At 65.7% G+C, this 23,558-nt stretch carries 19 protein-coding genes and 2 pseudogenes; 10 read left to right on the forward strand and 11 right to left on the reverse strand.

The features are described from left to right. Positions 1–18 precede the first annotated feature (18 nt). A complete protein-coding gene (locus FFS12_RS07190; protein WP_137886201.1) occupies positions 19–1,410 on the reverse strand; it encodes an aspartate aminotransferase family protein in 1,392 nt (463 codons plus the stop codon). A 199-nt stretch (positions 1,411–1,609) separates the two neighbouring features. Here FFS12_RS07190 and FFS12_RS07195 point away from each other — a divergent pair. The 3 genes and pseudogenes from FFS12_RS07195 to FFS12_RS20130 all read left to right on the forward strand — a co-directional run. Continuing rightward, positions 1,610–1,729, forward strand: a pseudogene (locus tag FFS12_RS07195) (SDR family oxidoreductase); the annotation flags it as partial. 69 nt (positions 1,730–1,798) lie between these two features. Continuing rightward, a complete protein-coding gene (locus FFS12_RS07200; RefSeq protein ID WP_137886202.1) occupies positions 1,799–2,464 on the forward strand; it encodes a GntR family transcriptional regulator in 666 nt (221 codons plus the stop codon). 50 nt (positions 2,465–2,514) lie between these two features. Then, positions 2,515–2,619: pseudogene (locus FFS12_RS20130) on the forward strand (hypothetical protein); the annotation flags it as partial. 69 nt (positions 2,620–2,688) lie between these two features. Here the strand turns inward: FFS12_RS20130 and FFS12_RS07205 are convergent. From FFS12_RS07205 to uvrD, 4 genes are all read right to left on the reverse strand, one after another. Continuing rightward, positions 2,689–3,096, reverse strand: a complete 408-nt coding sequence (locus FFS12_RS07205; RefSeq protein WP_137886203.1) for an SMI1/KNR4 family protein — start codon at positions 3,094–3,096, stop codon at positions 2,689–2,691. 133 nt (positions 3,097–3,229) lie between these two features. Next, positions 3,230–4,090 (reverse strand): Tim44 domain-containing protein, encoded by an 861-nt coding sequence (locus tag FFS12_RS07210; RefSeq protein WP_137886204.1) that lies wholly within the window; start codon positions 4,088–4,090, stop codon positions 3,230–3,232. Between the two features lie 113 nt (positions 4,091–4,203). Beyond that, entirely contained in the window at positions 4,204–4,779 is a 576-nt protein-coding gene (locus FFS12_RS07215; RefSeq protein WP_137886205.1) for a TetR family transcriptional regulator, read from the reverse strand. Between the two features lie 177 nt (positions 4,780–4,956). Next, positions 4,957–7,143 (reverse strand): DNA helicase II, encoded by a 2,187-nt coding sequence (gene uvrD / locus FFS12_RS07220; RefSeq protein ID WP_137886206.1) that lies wholly within the window; start codon positions 7,141–7,143, stop codon positions 4,957–4,959. 200 nt (positions 7,144–7,343) lie between these two features. Between uvrD and FFS12_RS07225 the strand changes: the two genes are divergently transcribed. After that, complete coding sequence (locus FFS12_RS07225; protein WP_137886207.1) at positions 7,344–10,229, forward strand: EAL domain-containing protein; 2,886 nt, start codon at positions 7,344–7,346, stop codon at positions 10,227–10,229. A gap of 91 nt (positions 10,230–10,320) precedes the next feature. Here FFS12_RS07225 and zwf read toward each other — a convergent pair whose 3' ends face one another. Then, the gene (zwf, locus tag FFS12_RS07230; RefSeq protein WP_218568966.1) at positions 10,321–11,745 is read right to left on the reverse strand and encodes a glucose-6-phosphate dehydrogenase; all 1,425 of its coding nucleotides are present in this window, start codon (positions 11,743–11,745) and stop codon (positions 10,321–10,323) included. 132 nt (positions 11,746–11,877) lie between these two features. On the opposite strand from zwf, the gene hexR reads away from it, so the two are divergent. Both hexR and FFS12_RS07240 read left to right on the forward strand, forming a co-directional pair. Next, positions 11,878–12,744 (forward strand): transcriptional regulator HexR, encoded by an 867-nt coding sequence (gene hexR / locus FFS12_RS07235; protein WP_137886209.1) that lies wholly within the window; start codon positions 11,878–11,880, stop codon positions 12,742–12,744. 97 nt (positions 12,745–12,841) lie between these two features. Then, positions 12,842–13,066 (forward strand): PA3496 family putative envelope integrity protein, encoded by a 225-nt coding sequence (locus tag FFS12_RS07240; protein WP_137886210.1) that lies wholly within the window; start codon positions 12,842–12,844, stop codon positions 13,064–13,066. Here FFS12_RS07240 and FFS12_RS07245 read toward each other — a convergent pair. Further along, the gene (locus FFS12_RS07245; protein ID WP_171011839.1) at positions 13,008–13,955 is read right to left on the reverse strand and encodes a LysR family transcriptional regulator; all 948 of its coding nucleotides are present in this window, start codon (positions 13,953–13,955) and stop codon (positions 13,008–13,010) included. The genes FFS12_RS07240 and FFS12_RS07245 overlap by 59 nt on opposite strands. A gap of 217 nt (positions 13,956–14,172) precedes the next feature. On the opposite strand from FFS12_RS07245, the gene FFS12_RS07250 reads away from it, so the two are divergent. The 3 genes from FFS12_RS07250 (at position 14,173) to FFS12_RS07260 (ending at position 19,012) form a co-directional block, all read left to right on the forward strand. Next, a complete protein-coding gene (locus FFS12_RS07250; RefSeq protein WP_137886212.1) occupies positions 14,173–15,591 on the forward strand; it encodes an acetyl-CoA carboxylase biotin carboxylase subunit in 1,419 nt (472 codons plus the stop codon). A 10-nt stretch (positions 15,592–15,601) separates the two neighbouring features. Continuing rightward, the gene (gene oadA / locus FFS12_RS07255) at positions 15,602–17,410 is read left to right on the forward strand and encodes a sodium-extruding oxaloacetate decarboxylase subunit alpha (RefSeq protein ID WP_137886213.1); all 1,809 of its coding nucleotides are present in this window, start codon (positions 15,602–15,604) and stop codon (positions 17,408–17,410) included. A gap of 231 nt (positions 17,411–17,641) precedes the next feature. Further along, positions 17,642–19,012: a S8 family peptidase gene (locus tag FFS12_RS07260; RefSeq protein ID WP_256657301.1), complete on the forward strand. Its 1,371-nt coding sequence runs from the start codon at positions 17,642–17,644 to the stop codon at positions 19,010–19,012. 172 nt (positions 19,013–19,184) lie between these two features. Here the strand turns inward: FFS12_RS07260 and FFS12_RS07265 are convergent, their stop codons facing one another. The 3 genes from FFS12_RS07265 to FFS12_RS07275 all read right to left on the reverse strand — a co-directional run bounded on the left by FFS12_RS07265 (position 19,185) and on the right by FFS12_RS07275 (position 21,136). Then, the gene (locus FFS12_RS07265; RefSeq protein WP_137886214.1) at positions 19,185–19,865 is read right to left on the reverse strand and encodes a GNAT family N-acetyltransferase; all 681 of its coding nucleotides are present in this window, start codon (positions 19,863–19,865) and stop codon (positions 19,185–19,187) included. Between the two features lie 21 nt (positions 19,866–19,886). Beyond that, entirely contained in the window at positions 19,887–20,336 is a 450-nt protein-coding gene (locus FFS12_RS07270; protein WP_137886215.1) for a GNAT family N-acetyltransferase, read from the reverse strand. 167 nt (positions 20,337–20,503) lie between these two features. Next, positions 20,504–21,136 carry an FMN-binding negative transcriptional regulator gene (locus FFS12_RS07275; RefSeq protein WP_137886216.1) on the reverse strand — a complete coding sequence of 211 codons (633 nt, stop codon included), beginning with the start codon at positions 21,134–21,136 and terminating at the stop codon, positions 20,504–20,506. 121 nt (positions 21,137–21,257) lie between these two features. Between FFS12_RS07275 and FFS12_RS07280 the strand changes: the two genes are divergently transcribed. Continuing rightward, the gene (locus FFS12_RS07280; RefSeq protein ID WP_137886217.1) at positions 21,258–22,739 is read left to right on the forward strand and encodes a PLP-dependent aminotransferase family protein; all 1,482 of its coding nucleotides are present in this window, start codon (positions 21,258–21,260) and stop codon (positions 22,737–22,739) included. A gap of 10 nt (positions 22,740–22,749) precedes the next feature. Here the strand turns inward: FFS12_RS07280 and FFS12_RS07285 are convergent, their stop codons facing one another. Then, a complete protein-coding gene (locus tag FFS12_RS07285) occupies positions 22,750–23,505 on the reverse strand; it encodes an ABC transporter substrate-binding protein (RefSeq protein WP_137886218.1) in 756 nt (251 codons plus the stop codon). Positions 23,506–23,558: the final 53 nt, after the last annotated feature.

Consider the following 23,558-nt stretch of genomic DNA (forward strand, 5'->3'; position numbering starts at 1 on the left):
GCAGTCCGCCAACTGGGGCTACTCGCGCGCGCCGGGAATAGCCAGCAGCTCGCTCAGCGCTTCATCCAGGGTCGCCAGCAGACGATCGACATTGCTGACGCTGGTGTTGGGGCAGCACAGGGTCATGTTGTGGAACGGCGTGATGAGGATGCCGCGGTTGATCAGATAGAGGTGCAGGGTCATCTGCAGGCTGTCATGGAAGGCCGCTTCGGCCTCGGCGCCGGTTTTCGGTGACTGGGCGCAGAACTGGAACTCGCTGCGGGCGCCGAGTTCGGTCACCGACCAGTCGAGCGCGTGCTTGGCGATCAACTGGCGAAAGCCGGCCGCCAGGCGCGCGGCCAACGGCAGCATGTGCGCATAGGCGGCCGCGGTCATCACTTCGCTGAGATTGGTGCGCATGCAGTGCATGGCCAGGGCGTTGGCCGACAGGGTGGTGCCCATGCCACTGTGGCCGTGGCCTTCGCTGTGCTCGCTGGCGTAGCGGCGGGCCAGCTGCATGGCCGTGGCCATTGCCGCGCTGCAACCGTAGACCGAACAGGGCACGCCGCCGGCGATCGGTTTGCCGAGGGTGATGAAGTCCGGCTCCAGGTTCCAGGCGCGGGTGCAGCCGCCGGGGCCGGTGGAGATGGTGTGGGTTTCGTCGATGATCAGCAGCGTGCCGTACCGGCGGGTCAGCTCGCGCAGCTTGGCGTGATAACCGGGCTCGGGCAGGACCATGCCGATATTGGTCATCGCCGGCTCGCAGAGCACCGCCGCCACGTCACCTTGAGCCAGGGCCGCTTCGAGGGCGGCGAGGTCGTTGAAGGGCACGGCGCGGCTGTATTGGGTCAGGTCGTAGGCCTGGCCGAGTAGGCCGGGGCGGTGCACGGTGCGGCCGTTCTGGTGCCGAACCATGACGTCGTCGACTGTGCCGTGGTAGCAGCCGTCGAACACCAGAACCACTTTGCGGCTAGTGATCGCCCGCGCCCAGCGGAGGACGAAGCGGTTGGCGTCGGTGGCGGTGGTCGCGACTTGCCAATAGGGCAGGCCGAAGCGTTCGGCGAGCAGCTCGCCGGCGATTACTGCATCTTCGCCGGGGAGCATGGTGGTCAGGCCGTTGCCGCCTTGTTCGGCGAGGGCGCGGGCAATCGGCGCCGGCGAATGGCCGAACATGCTGCCGGTGTCGCCGAGACAGAAGTCGACGTACTCGTGGCCATCGACGTCATAGAAGCGCGCGCCTTGGGCACGGCTGACAAACAGCGGCGAAGGCGTCGACCAGTCGCTCATCCAGTGCATCGGCACGCCGCCGAACAGCGAGTGGCGGGCGCGCTCGGCGAGGGCGATGGAGTTGGGGTTCTGCTCGAGGAAACGGGCGCGCTCGCGGGCGGCCAAGGTTTCCACGGCGCTTTCGCTGATACCGCTGGCGGTCATCTTGAGCACCTCGTTCGAATTTCCGCACATGATTGTTTTGTGATCACAGAACTGTCAATAGCTGCGATAAAAAAGCCGATAAGCTACAATTCGCATAATTTGTGATCACATAGAGGATTTTTATGTCGGTGAGCCCATGGCAAGGACAGGTGGCGTTAGTCAGTGGTGCGGGCAGCGCCGAGGGGATTGGCTTCGCGATCGCCCGGAGGAGGTCGCCGCGGCCGTGGCCTTCCTCGCTTCACCTGAGGCCAGCTACATCACCGGCGAATTGCTGGTGGTGGATGGCGGTAACTGTCTGATCGAGAACAAGGCACCCTGACGATGCGCAACTGCAGCCTGACCCTGAACCAACTGCCGGCGCCGCCGGCCCCTGCACGGTGACGCGAGCATGGCCGACAATCTGCAAGAACAGCTGTACCAACGTATCCGCGAGGGCCTGCTGGCCGGGCAATTCCACCCCGGCGAACGCCTGAAAATCCGCGACCTGGCGGCGGCCTTGGGCACCAGCCCGATGCCGGTGCGCGCCGCCTTGCAACGCCTAGTGGCCGAAGGCGCGCTGGAAGCCGAGCCGCAGCGCTCGGTGCGCGTCCCGCCGATGACCCGCGAACGCTTTCAGCAGTTGCTCCAGGTGCGTCTGGCGCTAGAAGGTCTGGCGGTGGAGACCGCCGCGCCGCGCCTGACGCCCAGCGATCTGGCGATCCTGCAGGGCTGTGTCGAGCGCATGGAAAACGCGCTGGAGCGCCGCGACGTGCGGGGCTATCTGAACGACAACAGCCAGTTTCATCTGACCCTCTACCAAGCCTGCGCCAACCCGGTGCTGCTGCGCCTGATCGAAGGGCTGTGGCTGCAGGTCGGGCCGTTCTTCAATCGGCTGTTCACCGAGGCCGACTTGTCGCTGCGCCTCAACGACTTCCACGACGACTGCTTCAAGGCGCTGCAGGCCGGTGACGGCAAGGCCGCGCGGGCGGCCCTGGAGCAGGATCTGAGCTACTTCGGGCAGTTCCTGCTCAATCTGCTCAGCCTGGAGGCGAGCAATGGCAAGGTTCGCGTCTGACGCAGAAGCTGTAGGAGCGAGCCCTGCTCGCGATCCGGATATGGGGCAATCGCGAGCTCAAGGCGCTTTCCATGTTGCTGGCGGATATGGGCGTGACCCCAGAGAAAGCCGGCCGGCCCACCGAGCGGGTGCGCAAGGTGATTGTCGAGGTTCTCGCTGGCGGGCTGCCGCTTCGCGGCGAGGCCGCCCTACGGGAATCACGGTCGAGCGGCTAGCAGGCGTTTTCAGCTTTGCAGCCAGACCTCGCGCGCCCACTTCCACACCGAATCCCAGCTCTCGTCGGTCAGTTCGGCTTCGTCGCCGTCCCACAGCAGCACGGTGCCGTCCAGTTCGACGCAGTAGTAGTTGCCGTGGTCTTCACAGAGCGGAATCAGCTCGCGCGGCAGGCCCAGCGACCAGGCCACCGAGGCCACTTCCGGCAGGTAGGTATGCGATTGCGGGTCGGTCACGGTCACCGGCTCCAGGCGGCCGTAGACCACATCGCTGACCTTGAGCAGAAATTCGCGAAACTCGAAGGGTAGGTTGATCAGCAACTGCTCTTCGATTTCCACCAGCAATTCTTCGTCCGGCAGCTCCAGGGGCACCGGGACTTTCTCGTTGAGTTCACGCAGCTCGTCGATCACTTCTTCCATGGCAGAGAACCTCTCACTTGGGATGGCGCGCTTTATACAGTAGCTCGGCGCAAGCGCAATGCCTGCGGTTGTCTGAATAGAAAAACCCCGACCAGGGCCGGGGTTTTCGCTGTAGCGCTAACGCCTGTCAGGTTTAGCCGTTCTGGCGGATACCGGCGACCAGCCACGGCGGGTTGTCGCCGTTGCCGCGCTCCATGCGCCAGCTTTCGCTGAAGGCTTCGCCTTGGTCGAAGCGCGAGGTCTTCGCGACGCCGCTGAAGGTCAGGGTCGCCACGGTCTTGTCGGCCAGTTCATCGATGCCGTCCAGCTGCACGTGCAGATCATCCACATAGGTGGACTGGAAGCCGTCACCGAGGCTGGCGCGTTCTTCCTTGAGGAAGCTGAGCATCTGCGGGGTGACGAACTCGGCGATCTTGTCCATCTCGGCCGCATCCCAGTGCTGTTGCAGGGACAGGAAGTGCTCACGGCCGGCCTCGAGGAAGCGCTGCTGGTTGAACCAGCTCGGGGCGTTGATCACCGGTGCGGCCGCGCTGCTGCTACTGCCGCCGAAGATCGAGGCTGGTGAAGGCGCATCGGGCACCGGCATTTGCCGCTGGAACGGCGCATGCCCGGCAGCGGCCGGTTGCCCCTGGGCCTGCTGACGGCGACGGGCGGCAATGAAGCGGAAGGCCAGGAAGGCGATCAGGCCGATGATCAGAAAGTCGAAGATCTGCATGCCCTGGAAACCGTCGCCCATGAACATCGAGGCGAGCAGGCCACCGGCGGCGATCCCGGCCAGCGGCCCGAGCCAGCGCGAAGCACCGCTGGCCGCGGCGGCAGGGGCTGCACGGCCCGGAGCGGCGGCCTGGTTGGTGGCCGGCGGGGTGGCCTGGCGGGTTTGGTGGGTCGGCGCCGAGCCGAAGGATTTACCGCCGCCCATGCGTCTGGCATTGGCATCCAGGCTGAGCGTCAGGGCGACGCAAAGCACCATGGCAAGGCTGAGGAAACGCTTCATTGTTGGAGCTCTCTGTTATTGATTCAACGCGCGCCATGTTGCACAGGCTGAGTGGCTATGACCAGCGGCAGAGTGTTTCGGGCTTTTGCCCGCCGGCGTGCAGCGCGGCAAACCTAGGGGCGCAGCAGCAGGAGCAGCGGCGTGCAGCGCAGCTGTCGGCGCAAGAAGGCGCGCAGATCGGCTTCTTCCTCTTGCGGGTGGCGCAGCCAATGCAGGAAGGTGCACAGGTACGCGGTGCTCAGCAGGCTTTCCTCGATGATCCGGCTGAGCGATTGGTTCTCGCGGCGCGCCGCCTCACGCCACCACTGCACGGTGCGACTGATGCGCAACAGGCCGAGTACCTGCAAGTGCAGGTGACCGGGCTCCAGCTTGTACAGCAGCATCTGCGCGGTGACCGCCCGGTGCGCGGCGAGGCTGTTGAGCCAGGCGATCAGCAGTTCTTCCAGGCGTTTTTCGGGGTGCAGCGCCGCCAGGTCGGGTGCCTGGGCGCGTGCCAGCAGGGCGCTGTCCGCGCGGTCGAACCAGGCCTCGACCAAGTCGTCTTTTTGTCGGTAATGGCGGGCGATGGCGTCCAGGCCGACCTCTAGTCGCTCAGCGACTGCGAACAGATGCAGACGCTCCCAGCCACAGGTGTCGGCCAGTTCAAGGGCGCAGTCGAGAATTTGCTTGGCGCTGGGCGATCGATTCATCGGGCATACCTCGACTTGCAAGTATGAGTCGCGAACCTTGGGCTGCCGATGAAAACGACCAACGGAGCCCTCTGGCTCGGCGGGGTTATCGCCCGGCGCGGGGGGGTGGCAGTGCCCAGGGTGAAACCCGCCAACTGAATCATCCCATTTCACGCGGGTTGCATTGCCCTACACGACTTACACCGGCTCCAGCTTGGCATAGCCGAGCATCAGCCATTTGCTGCCTTCGTCGGCGAAATTCACCTGCACCCGCGCCTGGGCGCCGGCGCCTTCGAAGTTGAGGATCACCCCTTCGCCGAACAGCGAGTGTTTCACCGCCTGACCGAGGCGGAACTCGGTTTCCGGCACCTCGGCATTGGCGAACAGGCTGCTGGTGTTGGCGCCCCGGTGACTGGAGCCATAGGGCCGGCTGACGCTGTTGGACAGGCGCACTTCCTGAATCAGCGCCGGCGGAATCTCACGCACGAAGCGCGAGACCTTGTTGTAGGTCTCGCTGCCGTACAGCCGGCGGGTCTCGGCGTAGCTGACCACCAGGTGCTGCATGGCGCGGGTGATGCCGACGTAGGCCAGGCGGCGTTCCTCCTCGAGGCGGCCGGGTTCTTCCAGGCTCATCTTGTGCGGGAACAGGCCTTCTTCCATGCCGACCAGGAACACCTGCGGGAACTCCAGGCCCTTGGCGCTGTGCAGGGTCATCAGCTGCACGCTGTCCTCATGCTCGTCGGCCTGGGTGTCGCCGGCTTCCAGCGAGGCGTGGCCGAGGAACGCCGCCAGCGGCGTTAGATCCTCTTCCTCGTTGTTCTCGAAGGCGCGCGCGGCGCTGACCAATTCCTCGAGGTTTTCCACCCGCGCCTGGCCTTTTTCGCCTTTTTCTTCCTTGTGGTAGCTGATCAGCCCGGACTGCTCGATGACGGTCTGGGTCATCAGGTGCAGCGGCATCTGCAGGACCTTGGCCGCGAGGTTCTCGATCAGCTCGACAAAGCCGCCCAGGGCGCCGGCGGCGCGACCGCTCAGGCCCTTGTTGGCGAGCAGTTGGCGCATCGCCTCCCACATCGACAGATCGGCATGCCGGGCGTGGTCGCGGATCGCCTCGACGGTCTTTTCGCCGATGCCGCGTGCCGGCACGTTGATCACCCGCTCCAGCGCCGCATCGTTGCCGCGGCCGTCGAGCAGGCGCAGGTAGGCCATGGCGTTCTTGATCTCGGCGCGCTCGAAGAAGCGCTGGCCGCCGTAGATGCGGTAGGGAATCTTCTCGCGCAGCAGCGCCTCTTCCAGCACCCGCGACTGGGCGTTGGAGCGGTAGAGAATGGCGATATCGCGGCGCGCCAAGCCGGTTTTCAGCGCGCTTTCGATGCTTTCCACCACGTAACGCGCTTCATCGTGTTCGTTGAAGGCGGCGTACAGACTGATCGGCTCACCTTCGCCGCCCTCGGTCCACAGCTCCTTGCCGAGGCGCCCGCTGTTATTGACGATCAGCGCGTTGGCCGCCTTGAGGATGCTCGCGGTGGAGCGGTAGTTCTGCTCCAGGCGGATGGTTTCGGCGTCGGGGAAATCCGCCGAGTATTGATGGATGTTCTCGATCTTCGCCCCACGCCAGCCGTAGATCGACTGATCGTCGTCACCGACCACCATCAGGCTGTCGCCGCCCTTGGCGAGCAGGCGCAGCCAGGCGTACTGCACGGCGTTGGTGTCCTGGAACTCGTCGACCAGGATGTGCCGGAAGCGCCGCTGGTAATGCTCGAGCAGGCCCGGATGGTCGCGCCACAGGTCCAGGGCGCGCAGCAGCAACTCGGAGAAGTCGATCACCCCGGCGCGCAGGCAGGCCGCTTCGTAGGCTTCGTAAATCTTGCGCATGGTGGCGAGGAACAGATCGCCACTGGCCTGGATATGCTGGGGTCTTAACCCCTCATCCTTTTGCCCGTTGATAAACCACTGGGCCTGGCGCGCCGGCCAGCGCTGCTCGTCCAGGCCGAGGTCGCGGATCACCCGTTTGACCAGCCGCTGCTGGTCGTCGCTGTCGAGAATCTGGAAGCTCTGGCTCAGGCCGGCTTCCTGCCAGTGCGCCCGCAGCAAGCGGTGCGCCAGGCCATGGAAGGTGCCGACCCACATGCCTTGCGGGCTCATGTCGAGGATCTGCTCGATGCGCTGGCGCATCTCGGCCGCGGCCTTGTTGGTGAAGGTCACCGACAGAATCGAGTGTGGCGAGGCGTGCTCGACCTGGATCAACCAGGCGATGCGGTGCACCAGCACCCGGGTTTTACCGGAACCAGCGCCGGCCAGGACCAACTGACGGCCCACCGGGGCTGCTACAGCCTGGCGTTGAGCGTCGTTGAGGGAATTCAGCAGAAGGGAGAGATCGTCGCGCATCGCGGCATTCTAGGGGGCCAGGGTAGCCAGGGCAAACGCCAGGCGGCGAATGACCGGTCGGTCGGCCTGACAGGCGCGGCCGCGGCTATCGAAAGTACGGGCTGGCGGCGGTGCAAATGCCGCACTTCAGCCTTGGGTGATGCCCTGGGCTCGGGTATGCTCCGGCGACGCCTAGGCACGGCATCACAAGAAAATAGCCTATGACCGCTCATTCCAGGACCCTCCCCGCGCAGTCGTCTGCGGACGCCGACCGGGAGATCCGCCAGCTGTTCGCCACCGACATCGCCGTTGAACGCACCCGTCTGCTCTATCAGGGTTCGCGGATCCCCACGCTATTCATGCTGCTCAGCGGCCTGGCCTGCGCCTATCTGTTATGGGCCCCGCAGGGCGGCCTGCTGCTCTCCGGCTGGCTGATCGGGCTGATGCTGCTGGCCGTGCTGCGGCTGATTCAGGTGGCGGCCTTCAATGCCGCGCGGCCCTCGCGCCAGGCCAAGCCGCACTGGCGGCGGATGTTCCTGCTCGGCGCCGCAGCTTCCGGGGTGACCCTGGCCATCGGCGCGATCGCCCTGGTGCCGCCGGACGCCTTCCTCCAGCAGGCGCTGATGTTCGGCCTGATCGCCGCCGCCATTCTCTCCGCCAGCATCGCCTATGCGGTCAGCCTCTCGGCTTTTCTGACCTTCGCCTTGCCGTGCCTGCTGCCGGCGGTGGTCTATCTCCTGCTCAGTAGCCAGCCGTTGCAGCAGGGCTGGGGGTTGCTCGGGCTGATTCTGTTCGGCGCGCTACTGGTGGTGGCCTGGCAGGTCAATCGCCTGGTGCAGCGCAGTTTGCTCCAGCGTTTCCACAATCAGGCGCTGATCAGCCACCTGGAATCCGCCAAGGCCCAGGCCGAGGGGCTCAACGGCGAGCTGGCGCGCGAGGTGGAACAGCGCCGGCGCGCCGAACGCGAATTGCGCCAGGCCCACGGCGAGCTGGAAATGCGCGTGGCCCAGCGCACCCTGGAGCTGGATGCGGCCAGCCATGCCCTGAGCAAGAGCGAGGAGCGCCTGGCCCTGGCGCTGGAGGCCAGCGAGCTGGGCCTGTGGGACTGGAACCTGGTGACCGACCAGGTGCACCATTCGCAGCTCAAGGAGCTGTTCGGCCTCGAGCCGGATGAGGTGAAGGCCATGCTGCGCGATCTTAAGCCGCGCCTGCACCCGGAAGACCTGCCCTTGCTGCGGCGAACCCTGGTCGAGCACCTGAAGGGGCTGAGCGACGGCTACCAGATCGAATACCGTGTGCGCCACGCCGACGGCCAGTGGGTATGGATCGAGGATCGCGGCCGCGCGGTGGAGCGCGACGCCCAGGGCCAGGTCACCCGCATGCTCGGCACCCGCCGCGACATCAGTAGCTGGAAGGGGCGTGAGGAAGAACAGCGCCTGGCCGCCACCGTGTTCGAGGCGGCGAGCGAGGGCATCGTCATCCTCGACCCGGACTACCTAGTACTGGCGGTCAACCGGGCCTATAGCCAGGTCACCGGCTACAGCCAAGACGAAGTACATGGGCGCAGCGTCGCCGGCTTGATCAGCAGCCGGGCGACGCGCCGCCAGTACGAAGTGATCCGCCAGGAGCTGGAGCTGAGCGGCACCTGGCAGGGCGAGTTGATCGAAACCCGCAAAAACGGCGAGCTGTACCCGCAGTGGTTGCAGCTCAATGTGGTGCGCGACTCGCGCGGGCGGGTCAGTCATATCGTCGGCTTCTTCGCCGACCTAACGGCGCGCCGCGATGCCGAGGAGCGCCTGCGTTACCTGTCGCACTACGACGAGCTGACCGGCTTGGCCAACCGCACGCTGTTCAAGGCGCGCCTGCATGAGGCCAGCCAACGCGCGCGGCAGAGCGGGCGCAGCCTGGCCCTGCTGCATATCGACCTGGACCGTTTCAAGCTGTTGAACGACAGCCTCGGCCACGAAGTCGCCGACCAGCTGTTGCGGCAGATGAGCCGGCGCCTGACCCAGGCGGTGCCGGAGGCCGACACCCTGGCGCGGCTCTCCGGCGACGAATTCGCCGTGTTGCTGGATTCCTACGGCAGCCTGTCGAGCCTGGCGCGGATGGCCAGCCGCCTGCTCGCCAAGCTGCGCATGCCGATGACCGTCGGCGGTCAGGAGTTGGTGGTCAGCGCGTCCCTCGGCATCAGCCTGCTGCCGGACAACGCGCGGGAAATTTCCGCCTTGATCAGCCAGGCCAACATGGCCATGCAGCACGCCAAGCATCTGGGCGGCAACAGCTTCCAATTCTTCACCGACAACCTGCAGGCCTGCACCCTCGAGCGTCTACAGCTGGAAAACCAGTTGCGCAAAGGCATCGAGCTCGGCCAGTTGGAGGTCTTCTACCAGCCCAAGCTGTGTCTGGCCGATGACAGCCTGAACGCCGCCGAGGCCCTGGTGCGCTGGCGTCATCCCGAGCTGGGCCTGGTGCCGCCGGGGGATTTTATCGGCCTGGCCGAGGAGACCGGGCTGATCGCGGCGATCGGCGAATTCGTGCTGCGCCAGGCCTGCCGGCAGGCGCGGGAATGGCAACGCCAGGGGCTGGCGGATATCCGCGTCTCGGTGAACCTCTCGGTGCACCAGTTACGCCAAGGCAACCTGACCAGCCTGGTGCGCCAGGTGCTCGACGAAACCGGCCTGGCGCCGCGCTTCCTGGAGCTGGAGCTGACCGAAAGTCAGCTCCTCGACAACGTCGAGAGCGTCATCGCGACCTTCCAGCAGCTGCGCGAGCTGGGCGTGAAGCTGGCGATCGACGACTTCGGCACCGGCTATTCCTCACTGAGTTACCTCAAGCGCTTTCCGGTGGACTACGTGAAGATCGACCAGACCTTCATCCGCGACCTCTCGGCCAACGGCGAAGACGCCGCCATCACCCGCGCCATCATCGCCATGGCCCACAGCCTGGAGTTGAAGGTGGTCGCCGAAGGCGTCGAAACCCAGGCGCAGATGGACTTCCTCAAAGCCCAGCGCTGCGACGAGATCCAGGGCTTCCTGATCAGCCGGCCGCTGGAGGCGGAGGAGTTTGCGCAGCTGTTGCGCGATCAGGCGACGGCGCTGTGGTGGTGATCCGGATTTGCCGTGGGGATAGGCGCGCCGGGTGAACCGCGCCAGGTTAATGACCTCTCCGCGCGGGTTGCACCCTACAAGGCTGCTGCGTTCACTCCAGCCACTTGCGCCCTTGCAGTTCCAGTAGGCTCTGCGCCTGCTCGGGGCCGTTGGAGCCCGCCGGGTAGGGGCGCGGGTTCTGGTAGTACTCCAGCCAGCCCTTGAGGATCGGGTCGACCCAGGCCCAGGCGGCTTCCACCTCGTCGCGGCGCATAAACAGCGTCGAGTCGCCCTCGATCACGTCCAGCAGCAGCCGTTCGTAAGCGTCCCAGCGGCGTTTCTGGTGGAACGCCTGGGCCAGGTTGAGGTCCAGCTCCACCGGAGCCAGGCGCATGCCCTTGCCGGGGGTTTTGCCCATCAGTTGCAGGCTGATGCGTTCTTCCGGTTGCAGGCGGATCAGCAGGCGATTGGCTTGGCCGCCGTCGAACAGGCGATGGGGCACCGGCTTGAACTGGATGACGATCTCCGAAGCCTTCTTCGCCATGCGCTTGCCGGTGCGCAGGTAAAACGGTACGGCCGCCCAGCGCCAATTGTCGATCTCGACCTGGAGGGCGACGAAGGTCTCGGTATCGCTGTCGTTGTCGACATTTTTTTCGAAATAATACGCCGGCACTTCCTGCCCGCCGATCTTCCCGGCGGCGTATTGGCCGCGCACGGTCTTGTCCTGCACATCGAGGCCTGAGATGGGTTTGAGGGCCTGCAGAATCTTCAGCTTCTCGTTGCGCACCGCTTCGGCGTCGAAGCGCACCGGCGCCTCCATCGCCACCAGGCAGAGCAGTTGCAGCAGGTGGTTCTGGATCATGTCGCGCATGGCGCCGGAGCGGTCGTAGTAGGCGCCGCGGTTTTCCACTCCGAGGGTTTCGCACACGCTGATCTGCACATGGTCGATATGCCCGGCGCGCCACACCGGCTCGAACAGGGCATTGGCGAAGCGCAGGGCCATCAGGTTCTGCACAGTCTCCTTGCCCAGGTAGTGGTCGATGCGAAACACCCGCGACTCATCGAACACCGCGCCGATCGCCGCGTTGATGGCTTGGGCCGACTCCAGCGAATGGCCGATCGGCTTCTCCAGGACGATGCGCGCGTGCGGCCCGGCCAGGCCGGCGATGGCCAGGTGGGCGGCGATGTCTTCGAACAGGTCCGGCGCGGTCGCCAGGTAGTAAACCCGCACGCGTTGCTCGGCCTGCCCCAGGTGTTTGGCCAGGCGGCCGAAGTCGGCGCTTTGCGCGGCGTCCATGGCGAAGTAGTCGAGGCGGGCGGCGAAGCTGCTCCAGCTCGGCGCATCGAAATCGGCGCGGGCGACCTGGGCCCGGCAGCGCCGCTCGGCCAGCGCCTGATAGGCCTCGCGGGCCAGCGCGCTGCGGGCCAGGGCGAGGATGCGCAGGTCGGGATGCAGGCGGCCGTCGCGGTGCAGGTGATAGAGCGCCGGCAGCAGTTTGTGCAGGGCCAGATCACCGGTACCGCCAAATACCAACATGTCACAAGGGATGGTCAACAAGGGCTCTCCGAGCGCGGTTTACCTGGGCGGGAGGCGGGTCATGTAGTATAACTACAAGCACGCTACAACCCGGCGTGCGCCGATCATAACCCATCAACAGAGCCCAGCCCCTTGAACCTCTTGCAACACATTGCCCAGTCGCGTCATCTGTTACGAAAGTCGGAACTTAAGGTCGCCGATCACGTGCTGCTCGACCCCGCGGCGGTGATGCACAGTTCCATGGCCGACTTGGCGCACAGCGTGGGAATCAGCGAGCCGACCATAGTGCGCTTCTGCCGCGCCATCGGCTGCACCGGCTTCCAGGATCTCAAGCTGAAGCTGGCGCAGAGCCTGGCGGCCGGCGCCAGCTTCGGCCAGTTCGCGATCCATGAAGACGACTCGGTCGCCGACTTCAGCCTGAAGATTTTCGACACCACCCTGCACACCCTGATCGAGGTGCGCGAAAAGCTCGATCCGCAGGCCCTGCAGCGCGCCATCGCCGCCTGTTCCCAGGCCCAGCGCGTGGAGTTCTATGGCTTTGGCGCCTCCGGAGCGGTGGCGGCGGATGCCCAGCACAAGTTCTTCCGCCTGCTGCTGACGGCGGCGGCCTATTCCGATCCGCACATGCAGGCGATGTCGGCGGTGACCCTGAAGCCGACCGATGTGGCCATCTGCATCTCGCAATCGGGGCGCTCCAAGGATCTGCTGATCACCGCCAACCTGGTGCGCGAAACCGGCGCGACCTTGATCACCCTGTGTCCGAGCCAAACGCCCTTGGCCGAGCTGGCCACGGTCAACCTGGCCATCGACGTGCAGGAAGACACCGAGATCTACACCCCGCTGACCTCGCGGATCGCCCACTTGGTGGTGATCGACGTGCTGGCGATGGGCGTGGCCATGGCCCGTGGGCCGACCCTGGTCAATCACCTGAAGAGCGTGAAGCGCAGCTTGCGCAGCCTGCGCCTGTCGCCGAAGACCGTGAAGGCGAGCGAAGACTGACACCGCGCGGTCACCGCAGTTTCATTGCTCTGCCGCTAAAACGTAACGCCCGCCGCCCATGCTGGTGCTCCCCGCACTCGTTCATGGGAGATCCGAGATGGCTCGTTATGTGGATGACTCGCAGCAGTACTCAGGCTCGGCGGCTAAAACCCGCCGCCAGCAAGAAGATCAGCGCCGCATGGCCTACCGCCGTGCCATCGAGGACTTCGCCGAGCAGCGCCGGCTGCAGCAGGAGCTGGTCGACTTCCCCGAACTGATCGCCGCTAATTACCTGGATGCGGTCCGGGCAGCGTCCCGGCGAAACGCGCGGCCAGCGCGCTGATCTGCGTGCGTTCGGCGCGGATAAACGCCAGAAACGCCTGACCCACCGGCGACACCCGTTTGCCTCGGGCATGGACCACGCACCAGCTGCGGTAGAGCGGCAGCTCCTCCACCGCCAGCTCGCGCAAGAGGCCGGTGGCCAGCTCCAGGCTGACTGCGTGGCGCGGCAGCAGCGCCAGGCCGAGGCCGGCCACCACGCATTCGCGCAGGGCATCCAGCGAGGCCACTTCGAGGGTCTGGGCGAAGTGCGCGTGCTTCTGCTGGAAATACTCCTCGCAGGCCTTGCGGGTGCCGGAACCGGGTTCGCGGATCAGCAGCGGGTAGGGTTCCAGGTCTTTCAGGGTCAGTGGCCCGGCGCTGCACAGCGGATGCTCGGGCGGCGCCACGGCGACTATCGGGTTGTTCAGGAACGGCAGAAACTCCAGGGCCATGTCCTGCGGCACCAGCGACATGATCACCAGGTCGTCGCGGTTGTCGGCGAGGCGCTTGATCACCTGGGCGCGGTTGACCACCGCGAGGTGCAGGTTGACCTCCGGGTGCTGGCGCTTGAAGGCGGCGAACAGGTGCGGCGCGAAGTATTTGGCGCTGGATTCCACCGCCAGGTTGAGCTGGCCCTGCAGCGAGCCCTGCAAATCCGAGAGCTGCATATCGAGGTTTTCCAGGCGCTGGAAAATATCCGCGCTGGCGCGTTGCAGTGCGTCGGCGGCGTCGGTCAGGTAGAGCTTCTTGCCGACGTACTCGAACAGCGGCTGCCCCACCAGCTCTTCCAACTGCCGAATTTGCAGGCTGACCGCCGGCTGGGTCAGGGCCATTTCCTCGGCCGCGCGGCTGTAGGAGCGGCTTTCGCAGACCGCGCGAAACACCTGGAGCTGACGCAAGGTCATGCGCATCAAGGACTTACGCACGGATTTCACCTGTTTAGCTATGTTTGGTCGAGTGACTATAAGTCTTTACTAATAGCTAACCCAATAATTATTGATTTTGGTTAATCGGTGCAGGGGGCTAGGGTAACTACGCGAATGGGCTCCAGAATGTGATTCTCGGGCTCGCGCAGGGGTCGACCGGCGGTAAGCGGTCGCCAGTTCACCAGGCCGAGGGAAACCTTCCGTGATCAAGAAAATCCTGATCGCTAACCGTGGCGAGATCGCCGTCCGCATCGTGCGCGCTTGCGCCGAGATGGGCATCCGCTCGGTGGCGGTTTACTCCGATGCCGACCGCATGGCGCTACACGTGAAGCGCGCCGACGAGGCCCACAGCATCGGTGCCGAGCCGTTGGCCGGCTACTTGAACCCGCGCAAGCTGGTCAATCTGGCGGTCGAGACCGGTTGCGATGCGCTGCACCCGGGCTATGGCTTCCTCTCCGAGAACGCCGAGCTGGCGGAGATCTGCGCCGAGCGCGGGATCAAATTCATCGGCCCATCGGCCGAGGTGATTCGCCGCATGGGCGACAAGACCGAGGCCCGGCGCAGCATGATCGCCGCCGGCGTGCCGGTCACCCCGGGCACCGAAGGCAACGTCGCGGATATCGCCGAGGCCCTGAAGGAAGGCGAGCGCATCGGTTATCCGGTGATGCTCAAGGCCACTTCCGGTGGCGGCGGTCGCGGTATCCGCCGTTGCAACAGCCCCGAGGAACTGGAGCAGGCCTTCCCGCGGGTGATTTCCGAGGCGACCAAGGCCTTCGGCTCGGCCGAGGTCTTCCTGGAAAAGTGCATCGTCAATCCCAAGCACATCGAGGCGCAGATCCTCGGCGACAGCTTCGGCAACGTGGTGCACCTGTTCGAGCGCGACTGCTCGATCCAGCGGCGCAACCAGAAGCTGATCGAGATCGCCCCCAGCCCGCAACTGACGCCGGAACAGCGCGCCTATATCGGCGACCTGGCGGTGCGTGCGGCCCAGGCGGTGGGCTACGAGAACGCCGGCACCGTGGAGTTCCTGCTCGCCGAAGATGGCGAGCTGTACTTCATGGAGATGAACACCCGGGTGCAGGTGGAACACACCATCACCGAGGAAATCACCGGCATCGACATCGTCCGCGAGCAGATCCGCATCGCCGCAGGCAACCCGCTCTCGGTCAAGCAGGAAGACATCCAGTACCGCGGCTTCGCCTTGCAGTTTCGCATCAACGCCGAAGACCCGAAGAACAACTTCCTGCCCTCGTTCGGCAAGATCACCCGTTACTACGCGCCCGGCGGCCCCGGCGTGCGCACCGACACGGCGATCTACACCGGCTACACCATTCCACCCTACTACGACTCCATGTGCCTGAAGCTGGTGGTCTGGGCGCTGACCTGGGAAGAGGCGATGGACCGCGGCCTGCGCGCCCTGGACGACATGCGCGTGCAAGGGGTGAAGACCACCGCCGCCTACTACCAGGAAATTCTGCGTAACCCGGAGTTCCGCAGCGGCCAGTTCAACACCAGCTTCGTCGAGAGCCACCCGGAACTGACCGAGTACTCGATCAAGCGCAACCCATCGCACCTGGCCCTGGCCATCGCCACCGCCATCGCCGCCCACGCCGGCCTGTGAGGAACTGAATATGACTAAGAAGATCCACGTTACCGACACCATCCTGCGTGACGCCCACCAATCGGTGATCGCCACCCGCATGCGCACCGAAGACATGCTGCCGATCTGCGCCAAGCTCGACCAGGTCGGCTACTGGTCGCTGGAAGTCTGGGGCGGCGCGACCTTCGACGCCTGCGTGCGCTTCCTCAAGGAAGACCCCTGGGAGCGCCTGCGCAAGCTGCGCGCGGCGCTGCCCAACACCCGTCTGCAAATGCTCCTGCGCGGGCAGAACCTGCTCGGCTACCGGCATTACAGCGATGACGTGGTCAAGGCCTTCGTCGCCAAGGCCGCGGTGAACGGCATCGACGTGTTCCGCATCTTCGATGCGATGAACGACGTGCGTAACCTGCGGGTGGCCATCGAAGCGGTGAAGGCCGCCGGCAAGCACGCCCAGGGCGCCATTTGCTACACGACCAGCCCGGTGCACACGGTCGAGGCCTTCGTCGCCCAGGCCAAGCAGATGGAAGCCATGGGCTGCGACTCGGTGGCGATCAAGGACATGGCCGGCCTGCTCACCCCCTACGCCACCGGCGAGTTGGTCAAGGCGCTGAAGGCCGAGCAGTCGCTGCCGGTGTTCGTCCACTCCCACGATACGGCGGGGTTGGCCGCCATGTGCCAGCTGAAGGCGATCGAGAACGGCGCCGACAATATCGACACCGCCATCTCCAGCTTCGCCTGGGGCACCAGCCACCCGGGCACCGAATCGATGGTCGCGGCGCTCAAGGGTAGCGAATACGACACCGGCCTGGACCTGCCGCTGTTGCAGGAGATCGGCCTGTACTTCTACGCCGTGCGCAAGAAGTACCACCAGTTCGAGAGCGAGTTCACCGTGGTCGACACCCGCGTGCAGGTCAACCAGGTGCCGGGCGGCATGATGTCCAACCTGGCCAACCAGCTCAAGGAGCAGGGCGCGCTGCATCGCATCAACGAGGTGTTCGCCGAGATTCCCAAGGTCCGCGAAGACCTCGGCTATCCGCCGCTGGTCACCCCGACCTCGCAGATCGTCGGCTCCCAGGCGGTGTTCAACGTGCTGGCCGGCGAGCGCTACAAGACCATCACCAACGAAGTGAAGCTCTATCTGCAAGGCCGTTACGGCAAGACGGCGGGCGCGGTCAACGAGAAGCTGCGGCGCCAGGCGATCGGCAGCGAAGACGTGATCGAGGTGCGCCCGGCCGATCTGCTCAAGCCGGAGCTGAGCAAGCTGCGCGAAGAGATCGGCGCCCTGGCCAAGTCCGAAGAGGATGTGCTGACCTACGCCATGTTCCCGGACATCGGGCGCAAGTTCCTCGAAGAGCGCGAAGCCGGCACTCTGACGCCGGAAGCCCTGCTGCCGATCCCGGAAGCCGGCGGTGTGGCGGCGGCCGGCGGCGAGGGCGTGCCGACCGAGTTCATCATCGACGTGCATGGCGAGAGCTACCGCGTGGACATCACCGGCGTCGGCCTGAAGACCGAGGGCAAGCGCCACTTCTACCTGTCCATCGACGGCATGCCGGAAGAGGTGGTGTTCGAGCCGCTCAACGAGTTCGTCAGCGGCGCCAGCGGCAAGCGCAAGCAGGCCAGCGCGCCGGGCCACGTCAGCACCACCATGCCGGGCAATATAGTCGACGTGCTGGTCAAGCAAGGCGACACGGTGAAAGCCGGCCAGGCCGTGCTGATCAGCGAGGCGATGAAGATGGAAACCGAAGTGCAGGCGGGTATCGCCGGCACTGTCACGGCCATCCATGTGGCCAAGGGCGACCGGGTCAACCCGGGCGAAATTCTGGTCGAGATCGAGGCTTAGGCGCTGTTGAGCTAAGCGATGCGCCGCGACCAGCGGTAGCGCCGGCGGTCCTGCGGGGTTGCTGGCGACTGGCCGGCGGTCGGGATTGGTACTCTACTGTTAGAAGCATCTGGCGGTGGCGCGGGTCTGGCGCCGCCGGAGGAACTGGCGACCCAAGTGCCATGGTGAGCAGGCGGCTGTGTGCCGGGGACGTGCGCGTGGGTCCTTTCCCGTCGAGTGGAGGGCCGTATCGTGAAGAACCTGAAGATCCATCTATGGCCGCTGGCCGCCTGCCTGGCGTCGGCGCTGGCGCTGGCCGACCCGGCCGGCCTGGCGGCGGTCAAGCAGAGCCTGAGTGCCGGTCGCCCGCATGTGCCCGGGGAACTGCTGGTGCAGTTCCGCGCCGAGTCCTCGGCGGCGGCGCAGCAGGCGCTGCTCGCGGCGATCGGCGCGCTGCCGCTGGAGCGGCTGAGCGGTCGGCGGGCCGACCAGGGCGAGCTGCTGCGGGTGCGCCTGCAAGGGCCGGGGGCGGTGAGCGCGGGCCTGCTGGAACAGCTGGCGGCCGATCCGGCGGTGGCCTTCGCCGAGCCGAACTGGCTGTACCGCACGCAGACGGACAATCCGAACGACCCCTATCTGGGCAATCTGTGGGGCATGCAGGGGGCCGGCACTTCGCCCAGCCACCCCTATGGCTCTGGCGCGCTGGCCGCGTGGAATGCCGACCGGCGCTGCGACAGCTCGGTGGTAGTGGGGGTGATCGACGAGGGCCTGATGATCGGCCATCCGGATCTTAAGGCCAATGTCTGGGTCAACCCAGGCGAGTTAAAAAATGGGCTCGACGATGACGGCAATGGCTATGTCGACGACATCAATGGCTGGGACTTCGTCAGCAACGACGCCAGCGTCTACGACGGCGCCAGCGACGATCACGGCAGCCACGTCGCCGGCACCGTGGCGGCGTCGATCAATAACGCTATCGGCGTGTTCGGCGTCTGCCCGACGGCCAAACTGATCAGCGCCAAGTTCCTCGGTCGGCAGGGCGGCACCACCGCCAATGCGGTCAAGGCGGTCAACTACATCACCGACCTCAAGCAGCGCCATGCTCCGGGCCTGGTGGCGAGCAACAACTCCTGGGGCGGCGGTGGCTATTCCCAAGCATTGTCCGATGCCATCAAAGCTGCTGGCGATGCCAACATCCTGTTCATCGCCGCGGCCGGCAACGCCGGCGTGAATATCGACAGCAGCCCGAGCTATCCGGCCAGCTACCCGCTGGCCAACCTGCTGGCCGTGGCGGCGGTGGATAAGCTGGGCGGTAAAGCCAGCTTCTCCAACTGGGGCGTCAACACGGTGCAGATCGCCGCGCCGGGTGTGAGCATTCTTTCCACCGTACCCGATCGCAAGGGCAAGGCCAGCTATGCCTACTACAGCGGCACCTCCATGGCGACGCCGCATGTCAGCGGCGCGGCGGCCCTGTATAGATCGCTCAACCCCTGCGCCGACGCCACGCAGATCAAGACTGCAATTCTGAGCCAGGCGGCGGTCGATCCGTCTCTGCAGGGCTACGTTCAGCAAGCGCGGCGCCTGGACGTGGCTGGCTTCGGCAGCGAACTGAGTTGCCCCTGAGTGTGCGAGCGGGCGGACTGTCGCTGCGCGCCGAGTCCGCCCTACGCCTGCGCATACCCTGTAGGGCGCACTCGACCGTGAGGCAGTAGGCCGCCGTCTACAGGTCGAGCATTTCGCCGCATAGGTCGCGGTGAACGGCATCGACCTGTTCCGCCCCAGCAGTGCGCCGTTCTTAACTATTGCGCAGTGCCGCCAAGGTCTGCCGTTGTTGGCCGGTAGCATCGAAATTGTCTGCCGCCAACCAGCGCTCGAAGGCCCGCTGCACGGCCGGCCACTCGTTATCGAGCAGGGCGTACCAGGCGGTGTCGCGGTTGCGGTCCTTGATCACCAGGTGCTGGCGGAACAGCCCCTCGTAGCTGAAACCAAAGCGCTCGGCGGCCCGTGTCGAGCGGGCGTTCTGCGCGTTGCACTTCCATTCCAGGCGGCGGTAGCCCAGTTCGAAGGCGTATTGGGCTAACAGGTAAATCGCCTCGGTCGCCTGCGCGCTGCGCTGCATGGCGCGGCCGTAGCAGATATTGCCGATCTCGATGCTGCCATGGGCCGGGACTATGTTGAGAAAACTGAGCAGGCCCTGGGCGCTCGCGCTGGCCGGGTCGATCACGCTGTAGAACAGCGGATTGCTGCTCGCCGCATTGCCGCTCAGCCAGGCGTCGAAGGCGCTGCGCTCGCCAAACGGGCCATAGGCCATGTAGTCCCAGAGCGCCGGGTCGGCCTGCGAGCCTTGCAGGGCCTGCCATAAATCGTCGCCGTGGCGGGTCGGGTCGAGGGGTTCCAGGCGCACGCGCTGGCCGCTCAACGGCTGGCGTTCGGGGGCTTTGGCGGGCTGCCAGTGCAGTAAAGGCTGGTTCGACATGGCGGGTCCTCGTGATGGTGATTAAGGCAGCAGCTTGCGGTACTGAATAAAGCCGGAGCGTTCGGCGATGCGCTCGTAGAGCTGCATGGCGTCAAGGTTGGTTTCGTGGGTCAGCCAGTGCGCCCGCGAGGCGCCGGCGGCTTTGGCCTGGGCGTAGACATGTTCGATCAGTTGCCGGCCGATGCCGCCGCCGCGTTGGCCTTCGCTGACGAACAGATCCTGCAGGTAACAGTAGTCGCCCGTGGTCCAGCAGGAACGGTGGAAGATCCAGTGCACCAGGCCGACAGCGCGTTCGCCCTGCCAAGCCAGCGTGGCGTGCATGGGTTCGGCCGGATCGAGGAAGCGCTGCCAGGTGACGGCGGTAGTTTCCTCCGGAATTTCACTCTTGTAGAAGCGCTGGTAGCCCTGCCACAGGGGCAGCCAGGCGGCGTGGTCGTCCGGGCTGACGGGGCGGATGGTGAGCGTGGTCATCGTCTGTTCTCCCACAGAGGGTTGTTTTGGGGTTGCAGGGCGTGCTTTGGAAGAGTGCAAAACCTGTAGGAGCGGGCCATGCCCGCGATGCTTTTACTTGAGGGGCTTTCGCGGGCATGGCCCGCTCCTACAAAGAATTGCAGCCCTGCTCGTATTCAAGTGTGTCCCTACGAACCGTCCTGCATCCGTGCCGCCAGTTCGACGTCACTCGCTGACGCGCTGCTGGCCAGTCCCTTGCGCACGCCGGCGCGGTCCTCGCGGCTGCGGTTCTGGCTGAGTTTCCATTGGCCTTCCAGGCGCTCGATCGGCAGGGAGAAGCCGACGACGGCGCGCAGCAGGCTGTCCAGATAGTCCGCCGGCGCATCGTCGAGCGACCAGGGCTGTGGCCGGTCTCGTTCGTGTTGCCGAGTCAGCCGCGTCAGCAGTTCGCGCAGGCGCTGGGGCTCGTCGTAGACCTCGGCATGGCCATGGGCGTGGACGGCGATGTAGTTCCAGGTCGGCACCGCCTTGCCGTGCTCGGCCTTGCTCGGGTAATAGCTGGGGCTGACGTAGGCCTGCGGGCCAGGGAAGATCACCAGCACCTCGGCGCCGGCCGCGAGACTTCGCCAGTGCGGGTTGGCCCGGGCGAAGTGGCCTTGCAAGGTGCCGAAGCGACCCTCGTCGGGGCTCAGCAGCAGCGGCAGATGGCTGGCTTCGAGGCCGTTGTCGCCCTGGCTCAGCAGGATCGCCAAAGGTGTCTGCGCGATCTGCGCATGCAGCGTGGGCAGGTCTTCTTCACGGAACGCGGGCGGTAGGTACATGGCGATTCTCCGGCGGGATGAACGCATCCTAGGCCGGCTATTGGTCTGTTGTAAGAGCCATTCATGGCAATTTTCATTGGGCCAATTTAGGCTGTGATGATCACCACTCGGCCCGTCGATCATGCCCCCGAACACTCCGTGTCCACCGCTGCCGCTCGATCCCTCGGGCATTCATCTCGACCGCCGCCAAGGCTTGTCCCGCCAGCTGTATCAGGCTCTGCGCGAGCGCATTCTTGGCGGTCAGCTGAGTAGCCGCGTGCGCCTGCCGGCCAGCCGTGACCTGGCGGCGGCGCTGGGGGTATCGCGCAATACCGTGGTGCGCGCCTACGACCAGCTATATGCCGAGGGCTATCTCGAGGGGCGCATCGGCGATGGCACCTATGTGGCGGAGTTGGCCGGCAGCGCCGCGCCGCCCAGCGCCCCTGTGCCTCCGGCCAGTGCGCCGCAGACCAGCCTGCTCTGGCGCTTGCAGAACAACCGCTTGCCCGCCCCGCGCGCCGGTGCGCCCCGCGCCTTTCGCGTCGGCATCCCGGCGTTCGACCTGTTCCCCTTCGACATCTGGGCCCGTTTGCAATCGAGCTTCTGGCGTCATCCGCCGCTGGAGCGCCTGGGTTATGCCGAGCCCGCGGGCGACCCGCAGTTGCGCGAGCTGATCGCCGCCTACCTGCGCAATAGCCGCGGGCTGGTTTGCGATCCGGCCCAGGTCATAGTCACCAGCGGCGCCCAGCAGGCCATCAGCCTGTGCGCCCAGCTGCTGCTGGAGGTGGGCGATGGCGTGGCGGTGGAAAACCCCGGCTATCGCGCCGCCGGGCAGGCCTTCGCACTGGCCGGCGCGCGGCTGCACGGGATCGCGGTCGATCGGGACGGCCTGGACTGCGCGCAACTGGCGGCGCTGAAGGATTGCCGGCTGGCCTATGTGACGCCTTCGCATCAGTACCCGACCGGCGTCACCCTGTCCCTGGCGCGGCGTCTGGAGTTGCTGGAATGGGCCGAGCGCGAGCAGGCCTGGATAGTCGAAGACGATTACGACGGCGAATACCGTTATCGCGGTACGCCGCTGTCGCCCTTGGCCGCGCTCGATCGGCAGGGCCGGGTGCTCTATGTCGGGACCTTCTCGAAGATCGCCTTTCCCGGCCTGCGTCTGGGCTATCTGGTGGTGCCGCCCGCCTTGGCCGACGCCTTCGCGCAGCTGCGCGCCCTGGGCGTGCGGCACTCGGAAATCGGCACCCAGGCGGTGATGGCCGAGTTCATCGCCGCCGGGCATTTCCAGCGGCATATCCGCCGCATGCGCCGAGCTGCGCGCGCGCGCCGGGATGCGCTGTTGCGCGGTTGGCCGGAACCCATCGCCGGTTGTCAGCCGCTGCCGGCGGTGGATGCCGGCCTGCATCTGAGCGTGCGGGTGGCGAGCCGGGCGCGCGAGCGCGAGCTGATCGCGCGGGCGGCGGCGGTCGGGGTCGAGCTGAATGGCTTGAGCGATTACTGGCTGGCGGATTCGCCGGGCACTGAGGACCAGCGGGCCGGGCTGGTGCTGGGTTTCGCCGGGGTCGCCGAGCCGCAGATCGCCCAGGCCCTGCGCGCGTTGCGCAAGGCCTGGGCGGATTGACTGCCGGCTCTTAGCAGAGTTCGGGGTTCTTGGTGCAGCTGCCGTAGCCCTCGGCTTTCATCTGGTCCAGGGCTCTTTGCAGGCGCTCGACCACCTCGTCCGGGGTGTCCTTGTTCAGCGCCAGGTAGAGTTTGGAGGAGTCGAAGCTCAGCACGGTTTCCAGCCCGCTCACGCCTTCCTGCTTGGCGTAATAACGCCAGACCGGGTCCGAGGTGGCCCACAGGTCGATCTTGCCGCTGAGCAGTTTGCGGATGTTTTCCTGGTCGCGCAGGGCGTTTTGCGGTTTGAAGCCCAGGCGTTCGAGGTGCTGGCTGACCGCCGCGCTCTGGTAGGCGCCGATGCGGTAGGCCTTGGCCTGCTCCAGGTTGTCCAGCTGCGGGCCGCCGTCCTTGAGGCCGACCAGCACGCTTTGATACTGGGCGATGGGCCCGACCCACTTGAACAAGGGCTTGCGCGCCTCGCTCAGGGAGGTGGAGAACAGGCCGTGATTGGGGCTGTGCATCGCCTGCTGGTAGATGCGGTCCCAGGGGAAGCGCAGGGTCAGGCTGTAGTCGATGGCGGCGCGCTTGAACATCTCACGCACTATGTCGGCGCTGACGCCCTGAATATTCGGGTCGCGGGCGAAGTTCTTGCCGTTGTTCGCCATATTGAAGGGCGGGAAGTTCTCGGTGAGCAGCACCATCCGGTAACCCGGCGGCAACTCGGCCTGGCTGAAGGGGCTGAACAGCCAGCAACACAACAATGCAGCTGAAAGATAATGGCGCATGGTCTGGCACTCCTGTGAAACGGAGAGTCCCGCGCTTGCCAGTTGGCCGCGCG

Source organism: Pseudomonas sp. 2FE, from assembly GCF_005503735.1.
In the GTDB taxonomy this organism is placed as follows: Bacteria; Pseudomonadota; Gammaproteobacteria; order Pseudomonadales; family Pseudomonadaceae; genus Aquipseudomonas.

Excerpts from the sequence above, each read along its gene's own strand:
- FFS12_RS07200 (WP_137886202.1), top strand. The coding sequence starts at position 1,799 with ATGGCCGACAATCTGCAAGAACAGCTGTACCAACGTATCCGCGAGGGC.
- zwf (WP_218568966.1), bottom strand. The coding sequence starts at position 11,745 with ATGTTGGTATTTGGCGGTACCGGTGATCTGGCCCTGCACAAACTGCTG.
- FFS12_RS07265 (WP_137886214.1), bottom strand. The coding sequence starts at position 19,865 with ATGTCGAACCAGCCTTTACTGCACTGGCAGCCCGCCAAAGCCCCCGAA.
- FFS12_RS07190 (WP_137886201.1), bottom strand. The coding sequence starts at position 1,410 with ATGACCGCCAGCGGTATCAGCGAAAGCGCCGTGGAAACCTTGGCCGCC.
- FFS12_RS07205 (WP_137886203.1), bottom strand. The coding sequence starts at position 3,096 with ATGGAAGAAGTGATCGACGAGCTGCGTGAACTCAACGAGAAAGTCCCG.
- FFS12_RS07245 (WP_171011839.1), bottom strand. The coding sequence starts at position 13,955 with ATGCGCATGACCTTGCGTCAGCTCCAGGTGTTTCGCGCGGTCTGCGAA.
- FFS12_RS07215 (WP_137886205.1), bottom strand. The coding sequence starts at position 4,779 with ATGAATCGATCGCCCAGCGCCAAGCAAATTCTCGACTGCGCCCTTGAA.
- FFS12_RS07280 (WP_137886217.1), top strand. The coding sequence starts at position 21,258 with ATGCCCCCGAACACTCCGTGTCCACCGCTGCCGCTCGATCCCTCGGGC.
- FFS12_RS07275 (WP_137886216.1), bottom strand. The coding sequence starts at position 21,136 with ATGTACCTACCGCCCGCGTTCCGTGAAGAAGACCTGCCCACGCTGCAT.
- FFS12_RS07240 (WP_137886210.1), top strand. The coding sequence starts at position 12,842 with ATGGCTCGTTATGTGGATGACTCGCAGCAGTACTCAGGCTCGGCGGCT.
- FFS12_RS07225 (WP_137886207.1), top strand. The coding sequence starts at position 7,344 with ATGACCGCTCATTCCAGGACCCTCCCCGCGCAGTCGTCTGCGGACGCC.
- oadA (WP_137886213.1), top strand. The coding sequence starts at position 15,602 with ATGACTAAGAAGATCCACGTTACCGACACCATCCTGCGTGACGCCCAC.
- FFS12_RS07285 (WP_137886218.1), bottom strand. The coding sequence starts at position 23,505 with ATGCGCCATTATCTTTCAGCTGCATTGTTGTGTTGCTGGCTGTTCAGC.
- uvrD (WP_137886206.1), bottom strand. The coding sequence starts at position 7,143 with ATGCGCGACGATCTCTCCCTTCTGCTGAATTCCCTCAACGACGCTCAA.
- FFS12_RS07210 (WP_137886204.1), bottom strand. The coding sequence starts at position 4,090 with ATGAAGCGTTTCCTCAGCCTTGCCATGGTGCTTTGCGTCGCCCTGACG.
- FFS12_RS07270 (WP_137886215.1), bottom strand. The coding sequence starts at position 20,336 with ATGACCACGCTCACCATCCGCCCCGTCAGCCCGGACGACCACGCCGCC.